This is a genomic window from Caballeronia cordobensis (assembly GCF_001544575.2).
Taxonomy (GTDB): Bacteria; Pseudomonadota; Gammaproteobacteria; order Burkholderiales; family Burkholderiaceae; genus Caballeronia; species Caballeronia cordobensis.
In genome coordinates this window covers 96,496-123,095 of record NZ_FCNY02000005.1, presented here as the reverse complement: position 1 = coordinate 123,095, position 26,600 = coordinate 96,496, and the positions used below count along the sequence as shown (strand labels likewise).

Here is a 26,600-nt window from a genome sequence, read left to right as displayed (position 1 = left end):
TCTTAAGGAAACAGGTTACATGACGATTGAGTAAGCGGCTCGTTAAATGAGGTAAATCGGTCTAACACCGCGCCGCCGGCTGCTCGCGGGTTGCTGATTCCCGCCCATGAGCCCGCTAGTGTTATCGCAGGCTCAGCGGGCTTCGGCTGCTTGAAACGCTCACTGGCAATTATAGGCACCGAACTGGGCCGGACGTGCCTGGAGCAGGAGCCGGCCATCATGTGTCATTCGATAACCTCGTTAGCCCGGCAGCCGGGTGTCGATTTCGCACCCGAAACAGTCGCTTGGTTTTGCCAGAATTTGATTAATGGGTCGCTTGGCCATTTCTCATTCTCGCGTCAAAGAAGCGCTCTAGTTTCAGCCTTGCAAGAGCGCATTATTAGAGTTCCTGATACTGTCTCCCGACCTGCTGATTTTCTGAAGTCGCGGCTCTACACTGGTTTTCAAGGCGCATCGACATGAGCGCCATACCAGAGACAGGAGACAGACGTGAGCAAACAGGTATTACTCGAAGACTTGCCTCTTCGCCCATTCCACGTTGGCGTGGCTTTCAGCGGGACGGGCGGTCAATTTAGCGATGGTTTTGTGCTGGGCATCATCGGCATCGCGGTAAGCATGGCGGCAGGGCCGTTGCACCTCGATGCGCTCTGGATGGGACTGCTCGGCGCGGCATCGCTTGCAGGGCTTTTCTTCGGCAGCATGCTGGCAGGTCCCATCGCGGACAGATATGGTCGCCGGACGATTTTCGCGTGGGACATGTTGCTTTTCGCGGTGGTCTCGGCCGCACAGTACTTCGTTACGTCGCCCTCGCAATTGCTGGTCTTGCGTCTGGCCCTTGGACTTATCCTCGGCGCGGACTATGTCGTGAGCAAGTCTCTCGTGACCGAATACTCGCCGCGCCGTTACCGTGGCCGTCTGCTGAGCGTGCTCGCAGCGGCGTGGGCGGCGGGCTATGTCGGCGCGTATCTCGCAGGCTTCGCCATGCGCGAAATCGGACCCGATGCGTGGCGCATCATGCTGGCGGCGAGCGGCGTTCCGGCATTGCTCATTCTCCCGTTTCGCCTGATCGTGCCCGAATCGCCGTTGTGGCTCATGAAACGCGGACGCGGCGACGAAGCCCTCGCCATCGTCCGTCGCAGATTCGGCCCCGACGTCACGCTCGCTACGACGACCGCCGCGCCGCAGCAACAAAAAGGCGCGTGGTCGCAGTTGTTCTCGCCGCGCTGGCGCAAGAACACGCTGGTCGGCTGCGTGTTCTACACCTGCCAGGTCATTCCTTATTTTGCGTTGGGCACCTTTGCGCCGAAAGTCCTCGAGGCTTTGCAGGTCAAGGACAAGTTCGTCGGCGGCCTCGTCTACAACGTCCTGCTGCTCGCGGGTGCAGTGATCGGCTTGCTTCTGATCGATCGCATCTCTCGCCGCACGTTTCTCCTGGGCACCTTCTATCTTGCGGCGCTCGGCCTCGCGGTGCTGACGTATGCGAGTTTCGGTCCCATCGGTACGATGCTCGTCTTCGGCATCTTCGCGTGCATTCTCTCGGCCGCGGCGAACCTCGAGTTCGTCTATCCGCCCGAACTCTTCCCGACCCATCTGCGCGCGTCGGGCGTAGGTCTGGCGGTCGCTTCGAGCCGCTTTGGTTCGGCGATCAGCACGTTCCTGCTGCCGATCGCCGTTCAGCAGGTCGGCATTCACGCGGCACTGGGCGCGTGCGTTGCGGTACTGCTTTTCGGCGGCGTCTTTTGCCACTTCATGGCGCCTGAAACCGGCAGCGAGAATCTGTCCGACGTGAAGTCCGACAGTGTCGCCGAGGATGCATTGGACGCAGCCGGACATCATGATGCGACGTTCGCGGCCTCCGCGCCGGGCGCTAGTAAAACGCGCCGCTGACGACCGCGGACGGCGATTGCCACACGATGCGCGAACGTGTCTCATGACGCTTACTCGAGGACATGACATGCCGTCGAATAAACCCATTGATATGCATGCCGTCCAGGTCTTCGTCGCCGTTGCGGAAGAGGGAAGCATGTCTGCCGCGGCAACGAGGATGGGCATATCGCAATCGGGTGTATCGCAGATCATCCGGCAACTGGAAGACGAGCTCGGCGTGGTGCTGGTGAATCGAACGACGCGGCCGATGGCGCTGACGCCCTTCGGCATCGCGCTGAGAAACCGGGGCGCGGTTCTGAGCGAGGAAATCGCTAACCTCAAGGCGCAGGTTATCGAAGCGGGACGCGGTATCAAACCCGACTTGCGCATCGGACTGGTGGACTCGTTCGCGTCGACATGCGGCTCGGTCTTCACGAAGAAGCTGCTGGGCAAGGTGTCGCAGTTGTCGATTCGCACCGGCCTGAGCCCTCAACAGGGCGAAGCGCTTTTGCGCCGGGATCTGGACTTGATCGTCACGAGCGATCCGCTGATCGATGCGAACGATGTCGTGCGGTACCGCTTGTTCTCCGAGCGCTACTTCGTGATAACGCCGAAAGGTCTCGGAACGCCTGTAAAGACCATCGATGACTTGCGCGCGCTGATCAACAGTATGCCCATCGTGAGGTTCAACCGGACGTCGCAGGTGGGCATGCAAATCGAACGATACCTTCGGCGCATCGAGATTCGCGCACCCGCGCGGCTCGAACTGGACAACGCCGATGCGTTGACTTCGATGGTGGCCGAAGGCATCGGCTGGGCCATTACTTCGCCGATGTGCCATCTTCAGGGCGTGACGCATGCGGGCAACGTTGCCACGCATATCGTCGAGAAGCTGGGCCTGGAGCGCTCGCTGTACCTCGTGGCGCGCCGGGACGAATACAACGTTTTCTTCGACGACGCCTGCGATACGGCGCGCGAAGTCGTCGAAACATCGTTCCTGCCGAGGCTGGCCGCGCTCGGCGGGGACATCGAAAAACTCATTACTGTTGGCGGAAGAAATCTCCATGAATAAGCCTGCTCAGAGCGAAGCTCGCATCGAACGTGATTATGTCGGCGAGGTCGCCATTTCTGGCGACAAACTTTACGGCGTGAACACAGTTCGCGGGGTCGACAACCTCACGGTTTCACCGTTGAACATCGCCCACTATTCCGCGTTTCGCGATGCTTTCGCGCAAGTCAAATGGGCCGCGGCATTGGCCAATCGCGATAACGAAGTTATCACCGGCGAGCAGTGCGAAGCTATCGTTGCGGCTTGCAGGGAAGTCACCGAAGGGCGATTCGATGCCTCGCTCGTGGTCGATCTGATGGAAGGCTCGGGCGGGACATCGACCAATATGAACTTCAACGAGGTCATCGCGAATCGTGCTCAGCAAATCCTGGGGCACAGTGCCGGCAACTACGAGGTCATCCATCCGAATGACCACGTCAACCGGTCGCAATCGACCAACGATGCGTATCCCGCCGCATTGAAGATAGCCACACATGCAATGCTGGGTGCGCTCATCGAGGAGGTCTCGACGCTCGCCGGCCTTTTCAACAGCAAAGCCATGGAGTTCGCCGATGTTCTGCATCTCGGCCGGACCTGTCTGCAGGATGCCCAGCCGATGCGTCTCGGCCAGCTATTCGGGGGTTATGCTTCGTTGACGGAACGGCTGGCGCAAGAACTCGTTGCGGTTCGCCACAAGCTTCGCACGCTCCCGCTCGGCGGCACGGCAATCGGTACGGGCTTCGGTGCGCCGGCGGGCTATCGCGCGGCGGTGTACACGCATCTCTGCAGCATCACGGGCGTCGATTATCAGGCGCCCGCGAATCCGTTCGACGCGATGCAGAACATGGACGTTTTCTCGCGCGTCTCCGCGGAACTTCGTACCTGCGCCGTGTCGCTGGCGAAGATCGCTTCCGACCTGACCGTGCTGTCCTCGGGTCCGGTGGGCGGGGTCGGGGAGTTGAAGCTGCCCGAGGCGCAGGCGGGTTCGTCGATCATGCCGGGCAAGGTGAACCCGGTCCTGCCGATGGCGATGATCCAGTTGAGCTTCGCGGTCGTCGGCAACGATGTCGCGGTCGCACAGGCGGTTCAGTACGGCGAACTGGAGATCAATCATTTCGAGCCAGTCGTGGCTTCGCGTGTCTTCGACAGTATCGCGTTGCTCACTAATGGGATTGCGCGCTTCGGCGAGAAGTGTGTGGCGGGCATCGAGGCCGACGTCGCCCGCAACGAACAGCATCTGTTGGACTCGATGGCAGTCGCAACCGCGCTCGTGCCGAAGATTGGCTATGCTCGCGTAAGCAAGCTCGCGCGGCAATCCGTGGCCGAAGGTCGCTCGCTGGTGAAGATTCTGGACGAGTCCGGATTGCTTTCGCAGGACGACACCATCGCCGCTATTCGCCGGGCGTCGTATCCGGTCTTCGATGCCTGACCCTTTGATGAAACAGGATCGGCTCCGGAGCGTGGGCCGGTCCGCTCATGAATAAAATGAACGACACCGTGCTGGGAAAAAACGAACTCCTGAAGCTTCTCGAGGAATGGCATATTCCCTTCCTCTGCGAGGAACATGACGCGGTGCTCAACATGTCCGAGTCCAGCATGTTGACGCTGTCACTGTCGGGCGCTCGCTGCAAGAATCTGCTTTTGCAGGACAAGAACGATCACTATTTCCTCGTCGTAACCACGGCGACGAAGTCCCTCGATCTTGCTGAGCTCGCTGCAGCACTAGGCAGCAGACGTCTGTCGTTCGCGTCGGCGGATAAGCTCTTCGAATTGCTGGGTATCCGGACGGGTTCTTTGAGTCCGCTAGCGCTGGTCAATGATGAAGCCGGCCGGGTGCGACTGGTCATCGATGCCGACCTGAGCGACGAGGAAAGCTTCTTGTTCCATCCACTCGAGAACAATGCGAGTGTATGGCTTTCGAGAGCCAGCCTGGAGACGTTTTTGCGCACGATCGAACATCCGGCCGATTGGTTGCACGCCTGCGCGCGGCAAGTTGCGTGAGCCTACAGACCATCAGCCCGCTGTTGTCGCGCCATGTCAGTGAATCTGCGAAGGGCTTAACGTCGGCTCGGGGTCGCGTGCGGTGACTCAGGTTTCCAGAGCGCGAACTCGCCGTGCGCGAGTTCCTGCTTGAGAAAGTCGATGCAAACGCGCACCTTGGCCGATTGCGCGGCGCGTGAGGCGGACATCGCCCATACGTCCGCCGGTTGCTCCCAGGCCGGCAGCACGCGTTCGAGCGTGCCGTCAGCGAGTGCTTGAGCGACATACGACTGCCCGACCATCACGATGCCGTGACCATCGCGGGCCCAGCGCAAGACGACGTCACTGTGATTCGAAGCAAGCGGACCGGTGACTTTCACCGTGCTCCAGCCGCCCGGACCGAGCAGACGCCACACGCCGAACGGCTCGTCGCGTTCCCGAAAGACGAGGCAGTCGTGCTGCGCGAGCTCGTCGACGCTTTTCGGGCGCCCGCGCAGGTCGAGGTAGTGGGGCGCCGCGCACAACACACGTGGACTGACGGCGATGTGATGGGCGATCAGCCCCGGCTCCTGTACCGCTCCCACCCGGATGTCGAGATCGAAGCCCTCTTCGACGAGATTGACGCGCCGGTCGACGAGTTCCAGCCAGATTTCGAGTTCGGGATAGCGCTTCTTCATCAGCGACACGATCGGCGCAATGTGACTGCGACCGAGGCGCTGGCTTGAACTCATACGCAGCGATCCCCTGGGATTTACCCGCAGGTTGGACAGATCGTCGCGCATCGCATCGACGTCCTGGAGGATCGCGCGCGCCCATCGATTGACCGTCTCGCCGTCGGTCGTGAGCGACACACGGCGTGTCGTGCGATGCAACAGTTTCACCCCAAGCGTCTTTTCCAGCAGGGCGATGCGCTTGCTGACGTGCGTTTGCGAATTGCCGAACTCGTGTGCCGCGGCGACGAAACTCAGCCGCCGCGCGACTTCACAAAACAGGCGGAGATCGCCGAGCATCGGTTCATTAAGCATGATCTGGTGATTATGGAATGCTATATCGACTAATAATACTTCGGATGGGCGATAGTAACCTTCGATCATGCTTTGAAACGGAGACAAGCATGATCAACGGCAACACCGGACTTATCGCCCACATCGGCTATCCAACGCACGCTTTCAAGTCGCCGATGATCTACAACCCTTACTTCGAACACGCCGGCGTGAATGCCGTAGTCGTGCCGATGGGTTGCACGCCCGAGCATTACCCGGCTTTCCTCCGCTCGATCTTCACGCTCGAGAACATCCGTGGCGCGCTCGTCACCATGCCGCACAAGGTGACGACCGTGGGCTTGCTCGATGAGGCCACGCCCACCGTGAAGATCGCCGGATCGTGCAACGCGGTGCGGCGGGCAGTGGACGGACGCCTCGTCGGCGACATGTTCGATGGCGAAGGCTTCGTGCGGGGCGTGCGGCGCAAGGGCTGCAAGCTCGAAGGCGCGCGCGTGCTCGTCGTAGGCTGCGGCGGGGTGGGATCGGCGATCGCCGCGTCGCTGGCCGCGGCTGGCGTGGCGTGGCTCGGTCTCTTCGACGCGCGGCCTGAATCGGCGCAAGGCTTGAAAGCGCGTCTCACGACGCATTACCCGAGGCTCGAAGTCACGACGGGCAACAATGATCCGGCGGGTTACGACCTCGTCGTGAACGCGACGCCGATGGGCATGGACGATGGCGATCCACTACCGGTGGACGTAGAGCGCATCGCGCCGGAGACCTTCGTCGGTGAAGTCGTGATGAGGAGCGAGATGACCGCGTTTCTCAAGGCTGTGCAGGCTCGCGGCTGCCGCTTCCAGGTTGGCTCGGACATGCTGTTCGAGCAGATTCCCGCTTACCTCGAATTCTTCGGCTTTCCGACGACCACGCCGGAAGTGCTGCGCTCGGTCGCGAAGCTGAGCTACTGAATCCATCGAACAGCAAGGAGACGAAATGACGACGACACCCCGGTTCGGCTGGTGTGGCCCACTGCAGAACGCGACATCGATGAAAGAAGCAGGGCTGGACTACATCGAGGCGCAACTCGTGCCGATGAAACTCGAAGATGACACGGCGTTCGCGGATGCCAAGGCGCGCGTCGGCGATCTGCCGCTGCCCGCGCTCGCGTTCAGTTATCTCTTTCCGCACGATGCGCGCATCGTCGGTCCGGAGAAGGACGAGCACCGCAATCGCACCTATTTCGATCGCGTCGTGGAACTGTTGACGCTTGCGCGAGCGCGCGTCGTCGTGCTCGGCAGCGGCTGGACACGCAACATTCCGGACGGTTGGACTCAGGCAAAGGCTGAAGACGAATTCCTGAGCACGCTCGCATGGTGCGCCGACGCATTGCAGGGCAGCGGCACGACCCTCGTGATCGAGCCATTGAATCGCAAGGAATCGAATCTTGTGAATAGCGTCGCAGATGGTGTGCGGCTGGCAAAAAAGCTGAACCGGACGGAAGTACGCGGCCTTGCCGACTTTTATCACATGGACGAACAAAGCGAGCCGCTCGATGAAGTGCGCGAGCACTGCGCCTGGCTCGCTCACATTCATCTCGCAGACACCGGCCGGCTGAATCCGGGCACAGGTTCGTATGACTATCCGACGTTTCTTGGGCATCTCAAAGCCGGCGGCTATCAGGGCCTTCTCAGTGCTGAATGCGGGGTCAAGGATGAACCGCTGACCTCGATGCGGGAGAGTGCGGCATTTTTGCGCGCGGCGTGGAGCGCCGCATAACGCCTGCTGATTAAACAAGGTTCGCAGCACGCGAGCAAACCTCACCGGAGGAGACAAATATGGATGCCGTCATCAATGGCAACACTGCTTCCGATCGCGCGGTCGAGAGGTCGACCAGGCCTGCGATTCGACGGTGTATTCGGATTGCACGGCTATCAGTGGATGTTCATGCTCGAAGGACTGGCGGCGGCCGTCGGCGTAGGGGCCTGGTTTTATCTCGATGACAAAGCGGCCGACGCCAACTGGCTCGAAGCAGACGAGAAACGCGAACTGCTCGCCGTGCTCCAGGCGGAGCAGTCGTCGAAGACTTCGCATGGCCCTCACAGCGCGGTCTCTGCGCTTTCCGACCGGACCGTGCTGTACTTCGGCTGATTTTCTTTCTCATCCAGATGGGCGTGTCGGTGGTGGTGTTCTACCTTCCGACCTTCGTCGGAAAACTGCTCGGCACAGGGCCGAATGCACTCGTGGGGTTTGTCGTCGCGATTCCGTGGACGTGTGCGCTCATCGCGACCTTTGCTGTTCCGAGATGGGCCGCCCGCGGAAACAGGTTGGTGGTCTTCGGCTTTGCGAGCCTGCTGGTCGCCGCCATCTCGATGTTCGTCGCGGCGGGCGCGTCCCCGCTGTTATCGATGATCGCACTCTGTCTCGCGGTAGCGGGCCTGTGGGCTGTTCAACCCATCTTCTGGTCGATGCTCACGAACTACCTCGGTGGCATGGCGGTTGTTTCCGGCGTCGCGATGGTGAACACGATCGGCAACGTCGGCAACTTTGTCTCACCCAATGTGAAGGCATGGGCCGACGCGAGCATCGGTTCCAGCGTGGCTGGCCTGATCCTGCTTAGCGGTGTCGTCGTGCTTGCAGCGATTCTGTTTATTGGCACGCGGCGTTCTTCACAACCGGCAGTTGTGAAGGCCCTGCACACGTGAAGCGATGGAATGACGCGACGGCACGTATCGGACATGGCTATGGAGTGGCCCGGTGCTTTACCGGCGCTCTCGCGCCATCCCGCAACGCCACGTCGAACAAGCGTGTTCCGATGACGGGCGATCGTTGCTGCTTTCTTACCAAGTCCATCGTCCGGTGTACCTGCGGAACCGGTCATCGAAAGAAGCGTAGGTCGAACTGCTGCTTGGCGTCGAGTGCCGAAATCCGCGACCGGTCCTCGGGACCGCGCAGGACCACACCTGGTAACCTCGTCAACCGGACATGAGCGGTTGGGCGGCAGGTTCGTCTAATTGAGCAGCGTGATGAGCGTCGACGACTTCCGATAGCCGATACGCAAGGCAATGGGCGCCGGCTTCGCGGCCCCGAACGACGATGCCGCGCGCACGCCGGAGATTGCGAGCAGCGACGTCATGGCGATGTGGTTGAAGGCGCGCCGGTTCATGCGAGTCATGTTCGGCCTCCTCAGATGACGAAAAACCCATGCGTGCCGTCCCGCTCCAGTTGCGCGACAAGCCCGTATTCCCAGTCGAGGTACGCCTGCATCGCTTCGCGCGCATTGCCGACGCCCTCGTACGGCCGCCGGTAACGATCGATGCGCGGCGACGCGAGCTTCGCTTCGCCGCCTTCGGCCGGCAGGCCGACGCGCGTCCAGGCGGCATTGCCGCCGTCGAGCACGGAGACGGGCTTGCCGGTCAGCGCTGCGAGATCAGCGGCGGCGAACGCGGCCAGCGCGCCCGAGCCGCACGTCAGCACGTAATGCCGGGCGTCTGGGAGATTGCGCACATCATCGTAAGCGGATGCGAGATGCGAGCGCAGAATCCAGTGCGCGCCGGGGATGTGCGACCTGACGTAATTCGCGCTCGGCGCGACATCGAGCAGCACGGCTGCCGGCCGATGCACCGTCGAGCAGCGCGGCCAGTTCCCGCGGCGAGATTTTCGGCGAAGGCGCGGGATGCGGCCGTTCAGGGCGATAGGCGCCAGCTTCCGTCAGATCGCCACGATGCGCGCCATCGACGACATAGGTGTCGATGTTCATCTGCGCGAGCCACGACGCCGTCATGTTCGCGCGCACACCATCGTCGTCGAAGAGCACGACGCGCGCGCCGCGCACCGGCACGAACATCTCCGTCTCCTGCACGAGCTGGCCGCCCGGCGCGCCCTGGAAACCGGGCGCATGGGCGCTTTCATACTCTTCGGGCGTGCGCACGTCGAAGCGATATGTCGTGCGCGATGTCTCGCCAGCCCAGCGCGCCGCTTCGTTGATCGATGTGCGGCGCACGCCCGCGCGCGTCGCAAGCGCCAGTGCGGATTGTCGTGATGTTTCAAGGATAGGCGGCTCGCGTCCCGCATCGGCATCGAAGCGCCGCTCGCTGCCGTGTTCCAGCGTTTGCCCCGCGAGCGTCCAGCCGATCGTGCCGTTGCGAAGCGCGGCGACCGGGTTTGGCAGCCCCGCGTTGACGAGCGACTGCGCGCCGATGATGCTGCGCGTCCTGCCCGCGCAATTCACCACGATGCGGGTCGCCGGATCGGGGGCAAGCGCACGCACGCGCAGCGCCAGTTCCGCGCCGGGCACGCTGACGCTGCCGGGGATGTTCATCGTGCGATATTCGTCGAAGCGGCGCGCATCGAGCACGACGAGCTTCTCACCGCTTTTCTGCAACGCATCGAGCGCTTCGGCCGACAGCGACGGCGTGTGGCGCTGCGCTTCGACGAACTCGCCGAACGCCTTGCTCGGCACGTTGACGTCGCGAAACACTTCGCCCCCTGCGCGGATCCAGCCGTCCAGGCCGCGCGCGAGCAGCGCGACCCGCGTGTAGCCCAGCGCGACGAACTTGTCGAAGGCGCGTGCGGCGAGTCCTTCGCCATCGTCAAGCAACACGATCGGCACGTCGCGGCGGGGCAGGCGCGTCCACGTATCGAGTTCGATGCGCGCGAGCGGAAAGTTCGCCGCGAACAGCGGATGACACTGCGCATGCGGATCTTCCTCGCGCACGTCGAGCAGGGCGACTTCGCGTTTCGCGAGCAGCGTTTCGCGCACGTCTTCATACGTGCGCAGCGGATGAGAGGTCATTCGTGCGGATTCGATGTGATGGGTGTCATGCGGACGAGGTTACGCGGCGTTCAAGCCAGCGCGTGAAGCGCGAAATCGGATAGCAGTAGGCGAAGAAAACGACGAGCGTGGCGACATACGTGAGCACCGTGAAACTCGAACGCGCGACCGTGCTGCTCGCGATCTGTGCGGTGTCGATCAGATCGTGAATGCCCACCAGCGACGACAGCGCCGTGCCCATCGTGATGATCGAGTATACGTTCGTCCACGGCGGGAGCATGCGGCGCGCACATTGCGGCAGCACGATGTGCACGAGCACTTGAAGCCGCGAAAACGCGAGCGATTGCGCGGCTTCCCATTGCGTCGTTGGCGTCGAGGCGACCGCGCCGCGAAAGATTTCCGCGATGTTCGCGGCTGCGGGCAACGCTAGCGCGAGCGTCACCTTCAGCCAGTCCGGAAAGGGCAGCGTCTTGCCGAACACGTTGAACTCGAAGGGAAACACGTAGGTCGTGAAGTAGATCAGCACGAGCCACGGCGCATTGCGAAACGCCTGAATGAGCCACCGCGCGACGCGTCCCGCGAACGAGCGCGACAACGCGATCGCGCCTGCGACGACGCCCGCGACGGTGCCGATCGCCACGGCGCCCAGGCTGATCAGGATGTTCAGCGAAAAGCCGTGCGCGAGCGCGGGAGTCCATTCGACGAGTTGCTTGAGCGTGTCGATGCGCGATCCCGATTCAGGCGCGATCGCCCATAGCAGCGCGCCGAACGCGAGCACGCCGACGATCGCGGCCGTGCCCGACGCGAAGCCCGACAGTGGCCGCGTCCTGCCGCGCGGCGCGGCGATCGCCGGGGAAGAAGCGAGTGTGTCATGCGCCATAGCCGGGTATCCAGAGACGTCGTTCGAGCCAGCGCCCCGCGCGGCTCACGAGCCACGTCAGCGCGCCGTAGAACGACAGAATGAGCACCATCAGCGCGAGCACGTTGTCGCGCTGCGTCCAGATCATGATCGACTGATACGTGATGTCGCCGACCGCGATCGCCGATGCCAGCGCCGACGCCTTCACTAGCTCGACCGCGTTGTTGACGAGCGTCGGCAAGGCGGTGCGCAGCGCGAGCGGCAACTCGATGCGCCAGAAGCGGCTGCGTCGATCGAGCCCGAGCGACGCAGCGCCTTCAATCGTTTGTGCCGGCAGCGCGTCGAAGCCCGCGCGCAGCGCTTCCGCGTGAAACGCGCCTTTGTGCAGCGACAGCACGAGCACGATCCAGAAGAACGGCTTGAACGGATTGTCCGCGTGATGCATCTGCAACCATTGCGTGATCAGCATGTTCACGACGAGAAACGCACAATACAGCTGCACGAGCGTCGGCGTGCTGCGCGTCAGTTCGATGAACGCGCGCGCCGCATTCGCGAGCCAGGCGCGCCTGCCGCGCACCGCGACAAGCAGCGCTAGCCCCGCGATCGCGCTGCCGATCATCGTCGCGACGATGATCTCGATGCTCACCACGATGCCCTGCAGAAACGGATCGCGCTCGTAGGCATCGAGCAGGAAGCGGAAGTCGAAGCCCGCGCGCGCAGCGGCAGCGAGAAGCGTGTGCAGCGATGCGCTCATCACGGCCCCTTCGGCAGACTGGCGTGCCATTCGACGAGCGCCTGAGACGGCGGCAAGCCGGCCTTCGCTTCGGACGCGATCAGAAAGCCGCTGCGATGCCAGTCCTCGACGATCACGTTGAGTTTCGCGGCCGTGTCCTTCTCGCCCTGACGCACCCAGATCACCGACGACGCCGGGATCAGCTCGGGCTGCAACGTGCGGTAGTCGCGCCATTCGGGATCGTGCTGTTGCAGCGGATACAGCAGCGGCGCGGCGTCGTGCACGGCCGCGACGCAACTGCCGCCGCGCAGCGCGAGCAGCGACTGCGACGCGCCCGGAAACGCGCGCGGCACCGCGCCGTAGCGCTCCACGACCGGCCGGATATAACTGCTGCCCTGCGAGATGCAGACGGGCTTGCCGCGCAGGTCCTCCCATCGCGCGATGCCGCTGTTGTTCGGCGTGATCGCCGTGCCGCCGACGCGGTAATAGGGCGTCGGCACGTAGTCGAGCATTTCGGCGCGCTGCGGCGTGTATTCCATATTGGCGATCAGAATGTCGACCTTGCCTTGCTGAAGGAACTGCACGCGCGTCGACGGCTGCACGGACACGAGATTGACCTTCACGCCGAGTCTCTTGCCGATGTCGTTCGCGAGATCGACGTTGATGCCACGCGGCTGCTGCGTTTGCGGATCGAGTGAGCCGAAGGGACTGCCCGCGATCATCACGCCGACGTCGATCTCGTGGCGCGACGCGATGCGCTCGAGCGTGGCGTCGGCGCAGGCGGAGAAACTGAGCGAGGCGAGGACGACGGTCGCGCTGACGCGCCGGAATAAGGTCGTTGTAATCATGCGGAAGGTGTGAAGGTCGGCGAGGGCAGCACTCGACGATAGCCGCATCCAGGTCGCCGGAAAACGAAGCGAATCTGCTAAGCAAATGGCGAACTGCGGCAGATGCGCATCGCGATTCATGCGATATTCATTCACGCAATCGTTGGTTAGCGCGCGCGTCGGCGATCCATAGAATCATTGGCTGACTTGCACGGAACCCGCGATGACCCAACTGATTCTTTCCCGCCGCGCTTCGCGAATCGGCCTCGCACCCAATGCCGCCGCGAAGGCGCGCGCGCAGGCGTTGGCGGCCAGCGGACGTTCGGTCGTCGAGCTGACCGCGGGCGAGCCCGACTTCGACACGCCGGTGCCGGTCAAGCAGGCCGCGATCGAGGCGCTCGCCGCAGGCGATACGAAGTACACGCCACCAGCCGGCACCGCCGATCTGCGCGCCGCGATCCGGGACAAGCTCGCGCGCGAAAATCGTCTCGACTACGCGACGGACCAGATCATCGTGTCGAGCGGCGGCAAGCATGTCATCTACAACGCGTTCGCCGCGACGCTCGACGAAGGCGACGAAGTGATCGTGCCCGCGCCGTTCTGGCAGTCGTTTCCAGCGATGGTGTCTATCAACGATGGCGTGCCAGTCACGGTCGCGTCGCGCCCCGAGGACGGCTACAAGCTCACGCCCGCGCGGCTCGAAGCGGCCATCACGCCGCGCACGCGCTGGCTGATCCTGAACACGCCGTCGAATCCGGGCGGCGCGGTGTACGACATCGACGAACTGAGCGCGCTCGCCGCCGTGCTGCGCCGGCATCCGCACGTCTGGGTGCTGCTCGACGAAATCTACGAACACATTCGTTTCGATGGAGGCGCGCGCGATCACTTTCTGACGCTCGCGCCCGATCTCGCGGCCCGCACGTTGATCGTCAACGGCGCATCGAAGCCCTATGCGATGACCGGCTGGCGCGTCGGCTACGGCGCGGGCCCCGTCGAACTGATTCGCGCGATGGTCGTCGTGCAGTCGCAATCGACGTCGTCTCCGTCGTCGATCGGGCAGGCGGCGCTCGCGGCCGCGTTGCGCGGCGATCAGGCGTTCGTCGCGATGTCGGTGGCGGCGTATCGCGAGCGGCGCGGCTTGCTGCTCGACGCCCTCGCGAAGATTGACGGCGTGCGCTGCGTGCCGCCGCAAGGCGCGTTCTTCGCGTTCGTCGATGTGAACGCGCTGATCGGCTCGACGACGCCGAAGGGCGAGACGATCGCGAGCGACGTCGATTTCGTCGCATACCTGTTGCACGAACACGGTCTCGCCGTCGTGGACGGCACGTCGTTCGGCACGCCGGACCACATTCGCCTGTCGATGGTCGCGGACAGCGCGAAGCTCGTCGAAGGCGCCGCGCGGCTCGCCGCCGCCGTCGCGGCGCTGAAGCGCGCCCAAGCGCCGGCACGTCTGCAGCAGGAGGCCGCATGAACCGCATCGCGCTCGCTTCTTCGACCTTCGACGAACCGCCCGTCAGCGAACCGCGCACGCGGGACGCGCTGCTATCGATCCGCGACCTGCATCTCGCCTACGATGGCGCGCCGGTGCTCAACGGCATCGACCTGACAGTTGCGCGCGGTCAGGCGGTGTCGATCATCGGACCGTCGGGCTCGGGAAAATCGACGATCCTGCGCTGCATCAACGGCCTCGCGACGCCGCATCGCGGCTCGATTCACATCGACGGCATCGACGTGCGCGCGCAGCAAAGCGACGCCGAGCGCATTGCGCTGCGTAAGCGCGTGGGCTTCGTGTTCCAGCAGTACTACCTGTTTCCGCATTTGAGCGTGCTCGACAACCTGACAATCGCGCCGCGCCGCGTGCTCGGCAAGAGCCGCGCGGAAGCCGAGCACGACGCGCACGCGCTGCTCGCGAAGGTGCGTCTCGCCGACAAGGCGCATGCGTATCCGGGTGCGCTCTCGGGCGGGCAGCAGCAGCGTGTGGCGATTGCGCGGACGCTCGCGATGCGGCCCGACCTGATTCTGTTCGACGAAGTGACATCGGCGCTCGATCCCGAAACCGTCGGTGAAGTACTGAACGTCATCGGCGAGCTGGCGGACGAGGGGCAGACCTGCGTGCTCGTCACCCACGAAATGCGTTTTGCCGCCGACATCAGCGACGAGGTCTTCTTCACTGAACGCGGCGTGATCGTCGAGCACGGGCCGGCCGCGCAACTGTTCGGTCATCCGCGCAACGAGCGCACGCGCCTCTTTCTGCAACGCGCGCGCGGCGACGACAGAAATCATCTGCCGCTGCGAGCCGTTTAACCTAGCCCCCTCTAAGCATGACTACGACGCATAAAGAACAACGACGCAACGAAGCCGTGCAGGCGCTGCTGGCCGATGCGCGGCGCATCGTCGGCGAAGACGGCCTGACGCGCGACGCGCTTGGTCGCCTGAGCGAACGTCTCGCCGAACTCGCCACACGTTCCGATCTTTTCGATGTCGACGATTTCCCGCCGCCGCAAGCGCAAAGCGGTGACACGTCGGTGCGTTATCGGCTCAATCCCGGCGAGGACGGCTTTGCGCTCTATCTCAACTCGCTGCTGCCGGGAAAGACGACGATTCCGCATAACCACGATACGTGGGCGGTGATCGTCGCGGTCGATGGCGACGAGCTGAACCGCGTGTATCGCCGCACCGACGATGGCGCCGATCCGGACCACGCGCAACTCGAAGTGGATCGGGAAGTGCTTGTGCGCCCCGGCACGCCGATCGCGTTCCTGCCGGACGACATCCACAGCATCCACGTGAGCGGCGAGACGCCGACGCTGCATTTCCATCTCTATGGCCGTCCGCTCGAAACGCTGACGGGCCGCCTCGGTTTCGAGCCGGATACGGGCCGCGTCGTGCGTTACAACGCGACACATATGCAGCGCGCGACGCAGGCGGTCGGCTGATGCCGGGACAACGCGATCGTCTCAACACACGCGTGCTGCGCGCAGGCGCACCCGCGTTCGACGACGGCGCCGCGCCCGTCAACGCGCCGCTCGTGCGTACGAGCACGGTGCGCTTCGAGAACGATGCCGCGCGCGCGGGGCTGCATCATCGGCGCGAGGCGGGCGAGGCCGTCGCGACTTACGGGCGTCACGGCACCACGACGCATCGCGCGCTCGAATCGGCGCTCGGCGAGCTGGAAGGCGCGGAGCATGTGCTGCTCGCGCCGTCGGGTCTCGCGGCCATCTCGCTGACCTTCATCGCGCTGTTGTCGCCGGGCGATCACGTGCTGGTGCAGGACAGCGTCTACGGACCGGTGCGCGAGCGTATCGAACCGTTGCTTGCGCGGCTGGGCGTGTCGTTCTCGTACTTCAGCGCGGGCGCCGGCTTGCCGGCGAACGACGTCAGAGCGAACACGCGGCTGATCTATGCGGAATCGCCATCGTCGTTTCTGTACGAAGTGGTCGATCTTCCCGCGCTCGCCGCGTTCGCGCGACAGCACGACGCGTTGCTCGCCGCCGACAACACCTGGGGAGCGGGCGTGCTGTACCGGCCCATCGAACTCGGCGCCGATATTTCGATACAGGCGATCACGAAGTATGCCGGCGGCCATTCGGACTTGATGCAGGGCGCGGTGGCAGTGAAGGACCGCGACGTCGCGCGGCGTCTTCGCGATACGCACGAAGCGCTCGGCTTGTCCGTCGGCGCCGACGATGCATGGCTCGCGCTGCGCGGCGTGCGCACGCTGGCCGTGCGGCTCGCGCAGCATGAGCGGCACGCGCTCGATGTCGCGCGCTATCTCGCGGAAGCCACCGGCGTCGTCGAGCGCGTGTTCTATCCCGCGCTGCCGGGCGATCCTGGCCACGCGCTCTGGCAGCGCGATTTCCACGGTGCGAACGGGCTCGTGTCGTTCGCCTTGCGCGATGCGACGCTCGCCGATGCCGTCGCGTTCGTCGATGCGTTGCGGCTCTTCGGCATTGGCGCGTCGTGGGGCGGTTACGAAAGCCTCGCCCTGATCGCGCCCGCCTCGCGGCTCGAGACGCACAGCGCCTGGCGCGGCGGCGCACCGGTGGTGCGGCTGCATGTCGGCCTCGAAGATCCACGCGATCTCATCGACGATCTCGCGCAGGCCTTCCGGCGTATCGCGCGCTGAACGCATACCTCACAAACGGAAGATTCGAATGATGCATCGCTCACGCAGCCGCGCGCGTCTCAACGCGTTTCTCACATTCGTGCTTGCCGCCGTCGCCGGGTCGGCGCATGCCGACGCCACACTCGATCGCATCAAGTCGCGCGGCGTGCTGGTCGTCGGCGTGGTGCTCGACGGCACGTATGGCTCGCTCGATCCCGTGACCCGCCAGCCGGTCGGCTACAACGTCGAGCTCGGGCAGAGCCTTGCGCAGCATCTCGGCGTGAAGTTCGAGGCCGTCGAAGTGACGCCGCCGAACCGCGTTCAATTTCTTCAGCAAGGAAAGGTCGATGCGCTCATCGCCAGCATGCAGTACACGAAAGAGCGCGACGAAATCCTGAGCTATGCGCCGACGCCGTTCGAGGAGATCGGCGGCTCCGCGATGGTGCGCAAGAGCGCGGGCATCCACGACTGGGGCGATCTGCGCGGCAAGGCGGTGTGCGTGTCGCAGGGCAGCAACTACACGAAGCCGCTGATCGAGCAATACGGCGCACAGATCAAGGCGTTCAAGGGCATGCCGGAGGCGCTGCTCGCGCTGCGCGGCGGCGCGTGCGTCGCGTCCGTGCATGTGACACCGGGCATTCAGGCGCGGCTCCTGAGCGAATCGGGCGAATGGAAGGACTATGAATCGCCGATGAAAACGCAGCTTATCCCGTCGCCGTCCGTGATCTGGGCGCGCAAGGGGCAGAGCGATACGGTCGCCGCATTCGACGGCATCGTCAAGGACTGGCACCGCACGGGCTTTCTGATCGATGAAGGCAACAAGTGGCACATGCCGCCGTCGCAGCAACTGCTCGCATGGCATCGGCAGTATTCGAGCAACGCGAATGTCGCGAACAACGCAACGAAGGACTGACGCATGAGCGAATTCTTCGATGTCGATGGCGAAGCGCGCCGCGCGCTCGATCTGCTCGGCCCCGCGCCCGAGAACTGGGTGCTCGCGCGTGCGGGCATCGATCACGACGTGTTCGTGGTCGGCGGCGGGCAGACGGGCTGCGCGTTCGCCTTTGCGCTGCGTCGCGCGGGCATCGGGCGCGTGAGCGTCATCGACGCGGCCAGGGACGCGGACGGCGCCGGCGTGTGGCTCAATCGCGCGCGCATGAACACGCTGCGTACGCCGAAGACGCTCGTCGGGCCGGAGATCGACGTTGCGGGCGTCGGTTTTCGCGCGTGGTACGAAGCACGCTTCGGCCGTGACGCGTACAGGTCGATCGAGCGCGCGCCGCGCAAACAATGGGCCGCGTATCTCGCGTGGTATCGCGCGTTTCTCGACATTCCCGTGCGTTATGGCGTGCGGCTCGCGCGCATCGAGCCGGCGGGCGATCACTTCCGGCTGCATCTCGATGCGAACGGCGAAGCACGCGTCGAAACGGCGCGCAAGATTGTGCTGTGCAATGGCATCGCGGGAAACGGACGCGCGCATCTGCCGGATACGTTGGCACATCTTCCGCCCGCGCTGTTACGACATACGTCGCAAGCCATCGACTTCGCAGCGCTGCGCGGCAAGTCTGTCGCGGTGATCGGTGCGGCTGCGTCAGCATTCGATGCCGCCGCCACTGCGCTTGAAGCCGGCGCCGCCGACGTGCATCTGTTCGCGCGCCGCGATGCGCTCGCTTCGAAGCCGGTCTCGCGCACGCGCGGCTATCCCGGCGCCTACGACAACTATCATAGCCTTCCCGATGCCCTGCGCTGGTCGCAGGCGCGGCGTTTCCGTCGCGAGGGTTCGACTGCCCCGCGCGATTCGATCGAGCGCGTGACGCGCTTCGCGAACTTCCATCTGCATCTCGGCGCGACCATCGGCGCGGCGCGCGTCGAGGCGAATCGCATTGCCGTGAACGTGCGCGGCACCGCTTTCTTCGCCGACCTCGTGATCGCTGGGACGGGCTATGTCATCGACGTGCCCGCCCGGCCGGAACTCGTGGATATCGCGCCGCATGTACGTCTGTGGCGCGACCAGTACACGCCGCCCACCGCCGAAGCCGATGCGGTGCTCGGTGCGCATCCATATCTCGGCGAAGCACTCGAATATCTCGAGAAGACACCGGGCGCGGCGCCCTGGCTGCGCGATATTCACGTCTACAACCCGGCGGGCTTCGTCAGCGCGGGCGTGCCGGTCGGCGACGTGCCAAGCATGAAGCGCGACATTCCGGCGGTCGTTCGGCGCATCAGCCGTGATCTGTTTCACGCTGATCTCGACGCACACGCTGCACGCCTCAATGCCGACATCCCCGCCGATTTCGATGAGCCGCTCTACGCGGCGAGTGTCTGGAACCCGCAGGAACAGCAACAGCCGCTTATACAGGACTGACCTTTCATGACCGCTTCGGCATACGACGTCAACCATATCGGAATCGGCACGCTGCTCGACTGGCTCGGCGATGAACGCGAACTCGCCCTCGTCGATGTTCGCGAGGAGGGCGAGTTCGGCTGGAGTCATCCGTTGCACGCGATAAACGTGCCGTACAGCACGCTGGAGCGCGACATTGCGACGCCGTTGCCCCGCCTGTCGACGCGCATCGTGCTGATCGACGATGGCGTACAGCGTGTCGCGATTGACGCCGCGCGCCGGCTCGCCGAGCTCGGTTACGGCGCTGTCGCAGTGCTCGAAGGCGGCGTCGCCGCATGGCGCGACGCGGGGCAGACGCTGTTCGAAGGCGTCAACGTGCCGAGCAAGGCGTTCGCGGAATGCGTCGAGCTCGCGTATCACACGCCGCAGCTCGATCCGCGGGAACTGCAGGCGCGGCGCGCGAAAGATTCGGGGGTCGTCGTGCTCGACTGCCGCACCGCCGAGGAATTCGAACGCTTCCACGTGCCGGGCGCGATCAGCGCGCCGGGCGCGGAATTGCTGCATCTCGTCGATGCGTATCTCGACGATCCTGAGCGCACCATCGTCGTGTCGTGCGCGGGGCGCACGCGCGGGATCATCGGCGCGCAGGCGCTCATCAACGCGGGCGTGCGCAATCCGGTGTTTGCGCTGCGCGGCGGCACGCAGGCGTGGCGCCGCGCGGGCTTCGAACTGGAATCGGGCGCGTCGCCGGCTGCGCTTGCGCATGCGGCGCCGGGCGAGGCCGCGCAGGCGCGCGCTGCTTCGATCGCCGCGCGTTTCGACGTGCGCTGGATCGATCATGCGCAGTTGCGCGATTGGCAAGGCGATGCATCGCGCACCACGTATCTTTTCGATGTCCGTACTGCCGCGGAATTCGATGCAGGTCACGTCGCGGGATCGGTGCATGCGCCCGGCGGCCAGCTCGTTCAGACGACCGACCGCTGGATCGGAACCCGGCATGCGCGCGCGGTGCTCGTCGACGAGCATCGGACTCGCGCGATCGTCACGGCGCACTGGCTTGCGCAGCTAGGCATCGATGTGTACGTGCTGCGCGCTCCGTTCGAAGGCGTCACGCTGGTGTGCGAACGCCGCGGCGCGGACTTCGAACTGTCGTGGGCGGGGCAGCACTGGATCGATCCGCTCGCGGCCGCGCAACGGTTGAGCGAGGGCGCGGCGGGCGTCGTCGCGGGATCAAGCGCGGCGTATCGGACGGCGCATCCGGCGGGAGCGGAATGGATCAACCGCGCGCGTGTCGATGCTGTCGTCGATGCTTTGCGCGACCTGCAGGCCATCGTCGTGTTTGGCGACGACGATACACTCGCGGCGCTCCTCGCGATCGATCTGCGCGAGCATCTGCCGCATGCGCGGGTCGAATGCGTGCGCGGCGGGCTCGCTGCGTGGCGTGCGGCGCAACTGCCAGTCGAATCGACGCCGCAGCATCCCGCCGACGATGCGCGCATCGACTATCTGTTCTGGGCGCATGACCGTCATGAAGGCAACGTCGCGGCGATCACGAAGTACCTGCAATGGGAAGAGCAGTTGCCCGCGCAGATCGGCGATGCGGCGCGCGCCGGTTATCGTCTGCGCGCGGACGCAGTCCTTAGCCAGTGAACGGCCCGCGAGGCCGTTGATAAGCATATCTGCAGCATGCCGCATAACATCGCGGGATCGATTCGCTTGAACCGGGCGGAGTTCAGGTCGATGATGGCGCGCGGATTGTCCAGCGTGCGCCAGCCCGCCGGGTGACGTCCGACACCGGTAATGTTGGTGTTCAGGTGCAGTTGCCGCTTGGGAGTCTTAAGGTCGTTGGCAAGGAAGTGGATCGATGACCGAGGTCGTGGCGCAGGCCCGCTTCGACGAGCAGGGGCAGCACGGCTTCGCCGAAGTACGCGAGATCGGGCTCAAAATCGAAAAAGGTGAGTTGCACGCCGTCGCAGCCGGCGCGCTTGAGCGCCAGCAGCTTGTCGACGATCTGCTCGGGCGAGCCGATCAGATGAAGATTGCCGCCGACGATGCGTTGTTCGCGCCTATGCCTGGCCCACGCTTTCGCATCGCTGTGGCGCGCTTGTCCGACGAAGCCATCGAGCGCGCCTTCGTCCGCATGGGCGACGATCGCATCGCGATAGGCATGCGCTTCGCGTTCGCTCGGACGGCAGACAATGGTCGGATTGATGAGCGTGCGCACGCGGCGCTGCACGCGGGCGGCGGCCGCGCGGATTTTCGCGGTGTGCGCGGGCAGCGCGCCGATGGCATCGTCGAAATCCGCGCCTGCGGGACTGGTAATGAAGATCAGGTCCGAATGACGCACCGCATAGTCGATGCCCGCGTCGGAGCCCGTCGCATTGACGAGCACCGGCCGTCCGTAGCGCGGACGCGGGCTGACGAAGGCGTCGTTCAGTTGCCAGTGCGGCGTGCGTATATCGAGGTTTGCATCGCTGCGCCAGAGTGTATCGAGCACGCCGACGAACTCGGCAGCTCGCACGTAGCGTTCGTCGTGTTCGATCATCGGCTGGCCGAACATGGCCCATTCCGTGGCGACATGACCGGTGACGAGATTGATGCCCCAGCGCGCGTTCGAGATGTGATCGAGCGTCGCTCCGAACTTCGCCAGATGCAGCGGATGCCACGGGCCGTACAGCGCGTGCACTGTCGAGATCAGCAGAATGCGCTCGGTGATCGCCGCGAGCGCGCTCGTCGCGATGAATGCGTCGAGCGATTGCTCGCGGTATTTCAGCGTCCCGCCATGCCCGTTCTTACCGAGCCATTGCGCCAGACCGAAGACGAGATCGAATCCCAGCGCTTCGGCCTGTTTCGTGAGACGCGCGTTGTAATCGAAGCGCCAGTCGGTGCCGCGCGGCAAGGTCGAAATGGACCAGCCGCCGTTCTGAATTGGCAAAAACAGGCCGAGCATAAGCGGTTGCGCAAACGCGGCGTGCAACGGGCTGCCGGGGATGTCCGCTGGGCTCGACGCGCCGTCGAACGCGGCCGTCGCGATGCTGCTCATGCGCGTGGTCCGGAGGATGCGGCGAGCCGTTCACGGCTGCGCCGCGCAGTGGCGGTGCCGAAGTCGATCACGTCGATGGAGGCGATGGCATCGCGTTCCACCTGTTCGACGAGTTCGCCTTCCTCGCGCACGTCGAGCACGGCGAGTTCCGAACGTTGGGCGATGAGCGTGCGCAACTGCGCGGCGGATACGAAACGGGGCATGAGCGAGAAGTCCTTCGTATAAGCGTTGGAATGAACAATCAGGCGTAGGGCGGGCCGCCTCCGTCGACGTAGAGACGCGTGCCGGTGACGAAGCGCGCATCGTCGGAGAGCAGATAGGCGACCGCCGCCGCGACGTCGTCGGGCGTGCCGGGGCCGTCCAACGCGGTGAGACGTGTGGGTTCCGCATCGTCCTGACCGCTTGCCATGGCGTCGAAGCGCGGCGAGCGGATCGGACCGGGCGCGACGGCGTTGACACGCACGCCGTGCGGTCCGTACTTGCGGCCGAGGCCCTGCACGAGCAGATCGAGCGCTGCATTGACGCTCGAGCCCGGAAAGTGGTTCGGCGGCGGCGCAATGCCGCCGCGTCCCGAGATCGCGACGATCGCGCCCTTGCCCTGCGCGATGAAGCCGGGCAGCGCGACGCGAATGGGTCGCACGGAGCCGAGCAGTTTCGCGTCGATCACGCGATGCCAGTCGTCGTCGGTGAGATCTAGAAAATCGCCGAACGCGCCGACGTTCGTGCTGAGCACGAGGCCGTCGAGGCGCCCGAAGCGGGCTTGGATCTGCGCGTGAGCGGCGCGCACGCTCGCGTCATCGGAGACATCGACGGCGAGCGGCACGACGCGCGGCAGGTCTTCGAAGAGGCGCATATCGATAGTGCGCGAGGAGGCGACGACATGCGCGCCCGCCAAGGCGAGCCGCCGGGCGGTCGCCGAACCGAGCGCGCCGAACGCGCCGGTGACCCAGTAGACGCGCTCGGCAAAGGATTCGTGACGGGACATGGACCGGGACCGTAGTTGGAAGCCCTTCATGTTCGGGCGTCGGACGTCCACAACAAACGGATTAATTCGCCGATGCTTTCGAGCGCGATGCTGCAAAGTTTTCCAGCGGCGCTGCTATCAGCAATGCACGGTCCGGTCGCATTCCTTAGCAGACAAACTTGGTTTTCCGCGCGCGGGCGGTCTCCTAAGCTGTGAGGCGCTCAATCGCTCAATCGCTCAATCGCTCAATCGCTCAATCGCTCAATCGCTCAATCGCGGGCGCATCACGCGCGTCCTCTGTGTTTCGCGCACCCCTATGAATAGACAACTTCGTTTCAACGCCTTCCACATGAACGCGCCCGCGCACTCGTGGGCGGGCTTCTGGCGTCATCCGCGCGACCGGTCCCTGGCGCACAACACGCTCGATTACTGGATTGAACTCGCGCAGACCGCCGAGCGTGGCCTGTTCGACGGCGTGTTTCTCGCCGATGTGTTCGGCATCTATGATGTCTACGGCGGCGGTGTGGATGCCGCGCTCTTCGCGGCGGCGCAATCGCCATCGCACGATCCGATGCTGACCGTGCCCGCGATGGCGCACGCGACGAAGCATCTGGGTTTCGGCGTGACGGTGAACCTGACCTACGAGCATCCGTATCAGTTCACGCGGCGCTTTTCGACGCTCGATCACCTGACGAGCGGACGCGCCGGCTGGAACGTGGTCACGGGCTACCTCGAAAGCGCGGCGCGCGGCATGGGCCTCTATCGCGCGCGCGAACACGACGAACGCTACGCAGCGGGCGAGGATTTTCTCGAAGCGGCCTACAAGCTGTGGGAAGGAAGCTGGACGGAGGGGGCGGTGGTGCGGGACAAGCGCGCGGGCAAGCCCTATACCGATCCGTCGAAGATCCGCCGCGTGCTGCACGACGGCCCGTATTACCGCGTGGACGGCTTCAATCTGGTCGAGCCGTCGCCGCAGCGCACGCCGGTGCTGTATCAGGCGGGTGCGTCGGGACGGGGCAAGGCGTTCGCGGGCGCACATGCGGAGTGCGTGTTTCTCGAAGGGCAGACGCCGGCCATCGTCGCGCAGGCAGCGCGGGATATTCGCTCGCATGCGGTGGACGCGGGCCGCGCCGCCGAGGATCTACTGCTGTATCTGGGCGCGACGGTGGTGGTGGCGCGCACGTCCGCCGAAGCGCGCGAACTGCACGCCGAATATGCGGAGTATGTCGATACGCTCGGGCAGCTCACGCTGGTGTCGGGATGGACCGGCATCGATTTCGCGACACTCGATCTGGACGAGCCGCTTCGCTATGTGAAGAGCAACGCGCTGCAATCGACCGTCGAGAATCTGACCAAACGGGCGGGCCGTCCCATCTCGCCACGCGACATGACACGCTTCGATCACATCGGCGGGCGCGGGCCGTTTATCGTGGGCGATCCAGGAGAAGTGGCCAGGCAACTGATCGACTGGGCGGACGCGACCGGCGTGGACGGCTTCAATCTGCGGCGCACCGTGATGCCCGAAAGTCTGCATGCGTTCGTCGACCTCGTGGTGCCCGAGTTGCAGAACCGCGGGCGCTATCGCAGTGGCTATGCGCCGGGAACGCTGCGCGAAAAGCTCTTCGCGGGTAGCGGTCCGCACTTGCGCGCCACGCATCCCGGTGCGCGATATCGCGCGGTATGACGGGGAGGCCTATCGTGCTGCTGGCTTTCTTTTTATCGCACTCGGCGTCGCCGCATACGGTCGGGCAATGGCGGCTGCCGCGCTCGTTCCAGGGCTTCCGTTACGATCGCGCGCCGTACTGGGAGCATGTCGCGCGCACGGCGGAGCGCGGCGGCATCGACACGATCTTTTTGTCGGATTCGTATTCGATCTACGAGACCTATCGCGGCGACAGCGACGATACGCTGCGCTGGGCCGTGCAGTGTCCGCGTCACGATCACTTGCCGCTCATTTCCATCATGGCGCGCGTCACGCAGCGCGTCGGTCTCGTCACGACATTGAGTACCGCGTTCCTGCCGCCATACTGGGTGGCACGTCAGTTCGCGACGCTCGATCATCTGACAGAGGGACGCGTCGGGTGGAATTTGGTCACGACGGCGGGCGAACCGGAAGCGCGCCAGTTCGGGCAGACGCTGGACGAGCACGACACGCGCTACCGCCGCGCCGACGAATACCTGCGGCTATGCCACACGCTGTGGGATAGCTGGCAGCCGGATGCGATCGTCGCGGACCGCGTATCGGGCGTGTTCGCCGATCCGTCGAAAAGGCGCGAAGATCGACTTAAGAGGCGATTTCTTTTCAAGCGAGGGCCGCTTCACCGTGCCGCGCTCGCCGCAGGGAAGGCCGCTGATCGCGCAGGCCGGGTCGTCGAGCGCGGGTGCGGCGTTTGCCGGGCGTCACGCGGACCTCGTATTCGGACTCAGGCATTCCGCACCGGGCATGCGCGAGTTCGTCGACAAGGTAAAGGGGGAAGCGCTGCGGGCAGGACGCTGCGCGGACGACGTGCGCATTTTGTGGGGCATCGTGCCGATCGTCGGCCATACCCGCGAGGAAGCGCTGCAGAAGCAGCGCGCCATCCGCGACAACGTGACGGTCGAGGCGGGGCTCACGATGCTCTCGGCGTTTCTCAACACCGATCTTTCCCGCTTCGACGAAGACGCGCCGTTTCCCGACATCGGCGAGACGAGCGGCATACGCGGGCATCTCGCGGCGATTACCGAAGATTTCGCGCCGGATATGCCATTAGGCGAGATTGCGCGGCATTTCGCGGCGGGGCAAGGTCCGCATGTCGTCGGCAATCCCGCCGAAGTGGCCGATCAGTTGCAGCGGCTGCTGAACGAAGGCGGCGGCGACGGTTTCATCTGCATCACGCATGCGTTGCCTGCGTGCATGGACGAGTTCGTGGATCTCGTCGTGCCGGAATTGAAGCGGCGCGGCGTGCGCCCCGATACATACGAACACGCGACCTTGCGCGAACGCGTGCGGGCGGGCTGATCCCGCCCCGCACGCCAGCACGCATGACGTGAATCAGAAGCACAAAAAGGCCTCGGTCATGTCTATGGAGTTTGCAGGCTGA

The 26,600-nt window shown here is 64.5% G+C and carries 25 protein-coding genes and 2 pseudogenes; 18 read left to right on the top strand and 9 right to left on the bottom strand.

The window, feature by feature from the left end; genetic code table 11:
* Window positions 1-489: 489 nt before the first annotated feature.
* Genes AWB70_RS11360 through AWB70_RS11345 form a run of 4 tightly spaced genes read left to right on the top strand, consistent with a single transcriptional unit; the run spans window position 490 to window position 4,915 of the window.
* Complete coding sequence (locus AWB70_RS11360; RefSeq protein WP_082378129.1) at window positions 490-1,887, top strand: MFS transporter; 1,398 nt, start codon at window positions 490-492, stop codon at window positions 1,885-1,887.
* Window positions 1,811-2,938 (top strand): LysR family transcriptional regulator, encoded by a 1,128-nt coding sequence (locus tag AWB70_RS11355; protein WP_327349142.1) that lies wholly within the window; start codon window positions 1,811-1,813, stop codon window positions 2,936-2,938. The genes AWB70_RS11360 and AWB70_RS11355 overlap by 77 nt, the downstream gene beginning before the upstream one ends.
* Complete coding sequence (locus tag AWB70_RS39240) at window positions 2,931-4,343, top strand: aspartate ammonia-lyase (protein ID WP_082378130.1); 1,413 nt, start codon at window positions 2,931-2,933, stop codon at window positions 4,341-4,343. Before AWB70_RS11355 ends, AWB70_RS39240 begins: the two co-directional genes overlap by 8 nt.
* Before the next feature lie 47 nt (window positions 4,344-4,390).
* Window positions 4,391-4,915, top strand: a complete 525-nt coding sequence (locus tag AWB70_RS11345; RefSeq protein WP_053570205.1) for a YbaK/EbsC family protein — start codon at window positions 4,391-4,393, stop codon at window positions 4,913-4,915.
* A gap of 56 nt (window positions 4,916-4,971) precedes the next feature.
* Here the strand turns inward: AWB70_RS11345 and AWB70_RS11340 are convergent, their stop codons facing one another.
* Window positions 4,972-5,904: a LysR family transcriptional regulator gene (locus tag AWB70_RS11340; RefSeq protein ID WP_327349144.1), complete on the bottom strand. Its 933-nt coding sequence runs from the start codon at window positions 5,902-5,904 to the stop codon at window positions 4,972-4,974.
* Between the two features lie 104 nt (window positions 5,905-6,008).
* On the opposite strand from AWB70_RS11340, the gene AWB70_RS11335 reads away from it, so the two are divergent.
* The 4 genes from AWB70_RS11335 to AWB70_RS11320 all read left to right on the top strand — a co-directional run bounded on the left by AWB70_RS11335 (window position 6,009) and on the right by AWB70_RS11320 (window position 8,576).
* Entirely contained in the window at window positions 6,009-6,842 is an 834-nt protein-coding gene (locus AWB70_RS11335; protein WP_053570207.1) for a shikimate dehydrogenase family protein, read from the top strand.
* Window positions 6,843-6,867: 25 nt separating this feature from the next.
* Window positions 6,868-7,650: a sugar phosphate isomerase/epimerase family protein gene (locus AWB70_RS11330; RefSeq protein ID WP_082378132.1), complete on the top strand. Its 783-nt coding sequence runs from the start codon at window positions 6,868-6,870 to the stop codon at window positions 7,648-7,650.
* Window positions 7,651-7,725: 75 nt separating this feature from the next.
* Window positions 7,726-8,022: a hypothetical protein gene (locus AWB70_RS11325; RefSeq protein ID WP_143281629.1), complete on the top strand. Its 297-nt coding sequence runs from the start codon at window positions 7,726-7,728 to the stop codon at window positions 8,020-8,022.
* Between the two features lie 23 nt (window positions 8,023-8,045).
* Window positions 8,046-8,576 (top strand): MFS transporter, encoded by a 531-nt coding sequence (locus AWB70_RS11320; protein WP_143281628.1) that lies wholly within the window; start codon window positions 8,046-8,048, stop codon window positions 8,574-8,576.
* A 305-nt stretch (window positions 8,577-8,881) separates the two neighbouring features.
* Here AWB70_RS11320 and AWB70_RS38720 read toward each other — a convergent pair whose 3' ends face one another.
* From AWB70_RS38720 to AWB70_RS11300, 5 genes and pseudogenes are all read right to left on the bottom strand, one after another.
* Window positions 8,882-9,046 carry a hypothetical protein gene (locus AWB70_RS38720; RefSeq protein WP_159680226.1) on the bottom strand — a complete coding sequence of 55 codons (165 nt, stop codon included), beginning with the start codon at window positions 9,044-9,046 and terminating at the stop codon, window positions 8,882-8,884.
* Between the two features lie 11 nt (window positions 9,047-9,057).
* A pseudogene (locus tag AWB70_RS11315) lies at window positions 9,058-10,666 on the bottom strand (rhodanese-like domain-containing protein).
* Between the two features lie 25 nt (window positions 10,667-10,691).
* A complete protein-coding gene (locus AWB70_RS11310; RefSeq protein WP_053570211.1) occupies window positions 10,692-11,525 on the bottom strand; it encodes an amino acid ABC transporter permease in 834 nt (277 codons plus the stop codon).
* Window positions 11,515-12,258 (bottom strand): amino acid ABC transporter permease, encoded by a 744-nt coding sequence (locus AWB70_RS11305; protein ID WP_053570212.1) that lies wholly within the window; start codon window positions 12,256-12,258, stop codon window positions 11,515-11,517. The genes AWB70_RS11310 and AWB70_RS11305 overlap by 11 nt, the downstream gene beginning before the upstream one ends.
* Window positions 12,258-13,085 (bottom strand): transporter substrate-binding domain-containing protein, encoded by an 828-nt coding sequence (locus tag AWB70_RS11300; RefSeq protein ID WP_053570329.1) that lies wholly within the window; start codon window positions 13,083-13,085, stop codon window positions 12,258-12,260. Before AWB70_RS11300 ends, AWB70_RS11305 begins: the two co-directional genes overlap by 1 nt.
* Before the next feature lie 202 nt (window positions 13,086-13,287).
* Here AWB70_RS11300 and AWB70_RS11295 point away from each other — a divergent pair, with 202 nt between their 5' ends.
* From AWB70_RS11295 to AWB70_RS11265, 7 genes are read left to right on the top strand one after another with little or no spacing between them, the layout of a single operon-like run.
* Window positions 13,288-14,535: a pyridoxal phosphate-dependent aminotransferase gene (locus tag AWB70_RS11295; RefSeq protein ID WP_053570213.1), complete on the top strand. Its 1,248-nt coding sequence runs from the start codon at window positions 13,288-13,290 to the stop codon at window positions 14,533-14,535.
* Window positions 14,532-15,368, top strand: a complete 837-nt coding sequence (locus AWB70_RS11290; RefSeq protein ID WP_082378133.1) for an amino acid ABC transporter ATP-binding protein — start codon at window positions 14,532-14,534, stop codon at window positions 15,366-15,368. The genes AWB70_RS11295 and AWB70_RS11290 overlap by 4 nt, the downstream gene beginning before the upstream one ends.
* A 17-nt stretch (window positions 15,369-15,385) precedes the next feature.
* Window positions 15,386-16,000: a cysteine dioxygenase family protein gene (locus tag AWB70_RS11285; RefSeq protein ID WP_053570214.1), complete on the top strand. Its 615-nt coding sequence runs from the start codon at window positions 15,386-15,388 to the stop codon at window positions 15,998-16,000.
* The gene (gene metC / locus AWB70_RS11280) at window positions 16,000-17,190 is read left to right on the top strand and encodes a cystathionine beta-lyase (protein ID WP_053570215.1); all 1,191 of its coding nucleotides are present in this window, start codon (window positions 16,000-16,002) and stop codon (window positions 17,188-17,190) included. The genes AWB70_RS11285 and metC overlap by 1 nt, the downstream gene beginning before the upstream one ends.
* A gap of 28 nt (window positions 17,191-17,218) precedes the next feature.
* Window positions 17,219-18,082, top strand: a complete 864-nt coding sequence (locus tag AWB70_RS11275) for a transporter substrate-binding domain-containing protein (RefSeq protein WP_053570216.1) — start codon at window positions 17,219-17,221, stop codon at window positions 18,080-18,082.
* Between the two features lie 3 nt (window positions 18,083-18,085).
* Window positions 18,086-19,534, top strand: a complete 1,449-nt coding sequence (locus AWB70_RS11270; RefSeq protein ID WP_053570217.1) for a flavin-containing monooxygenase — start codon at window positions 18,086-18,088, stop codon at window positions 19,532-19,534.
* 6 nt (window positions 19,535-19,540) lie between these two features.
* A complete protein-coding gene (locus AWB70_RS11265) occupies window positions 19,541-21,163 on the top strand; it encodes a rhodanese-like domain-containing protein (protein WP_053570218.1) in 1,623 nt (540 codons plus the stop codon).
* A gap of 160 nt (window positions 21,164-21,323) precedes the next feature.
* Here the strand turns inward: AWB70_RS11265 and AWB70_RS11260 are convergent, their stop codons facing one another.
* Genes AWB70_RS11260 through AWB70_RS11250 form a run of 3 tightly spaced genes read right to left on the bottom strand, consistent with a single transcriptional unit; the run spans window position 21,324 to window position 23,541 of the window.
* Entirely contained in the window at window positions 21,324-22,556 is a 1,233-nt protein-coding gene (locus AWB70_RS11260; RefSeq protein ID WP_053570219.1) for an LLM class flavin-dependent oxidoreductase, read from the bottom strand.
* Window positions 22,553-22,759, bottom strand: a complete 207-nt coding sequence (locus AWB70_RS11255) for a hypothetical protein (RefSeq protein ID WP_053570220.1) — start codon at window positions 22,757-22,759, stop codon at window positions 22,553-22,555. The genes AWB70_RS11260 and AWB70_RS11255 overlap by 4 nt, the downstream gene beginning before the upstream one ends.
* 38 nt (window positions 22,760-22,797) lie before the next feature.
* Window positions 22,798-23,541: an SDR family NAD(P)-dependent oxidoreductase gene (locus tag AWB70_RS11250; RefSeq protein WP_053570221.1), complete on the bottom strand. Its 744-nt coding sequence runs from the start codon at window positions 23,539-23,541 to the stop codon at window positions 22,798-22,800.
* Between the two features lie 295 nt (window positions 23,542-23,836).
* On the opposite strand from AWB70_RS11250, the gene AWB70_RS11245 reads away from it, so the two are divergent.
* The 3 genes and pseudogenes from AWB70_RS11245 to AWB70_RS11240 all read left to right on the top strand — a co-directional run bounded on the left by AWB70_RS11245 (window position 23,837) and on the right by AWB70_RS11240 (window position 26,518).
* On the top strand, window positions 23,837-25,204 hold the full coding sequence (locus AWB70_RS11245; RefSeq protein WP_053570222.1) for an LLM class flavin-dependent oxidoreductase: 1,368 nt from the start codon (window positions 23,837-23,839) through the stop codon (window positions 25,202-25,204).
* Window positions 25,201-25,833: pseudogene (locus AWB70_RS39705) on the top strand (LLM class flavin-dependent oxidoreductase); the annotation flags it as partial. The gene AWB70_RS11245 and the pseudogene AWB70_RS39705, both read left to right, overlap by 4 nt.
* On the top strand, window positions 25,739-26,518 hold the full coding sequence (locus tag AWB70_RS11240) for an LLM class flavin-dependent oxidoreductase (RefSeq protein ID WP_087086258.1): 780 nt from the start codon (window positions 25,739-25,741) through the stop codon (window positions 26,516-26,518). The pseudogene AWB70_RS39705 and the gene AWB70_RS11240, both read left to right, overlap by 95 nt.
* Window positions 26,519-26,600 lie beyond the last annotated feature (82 nt).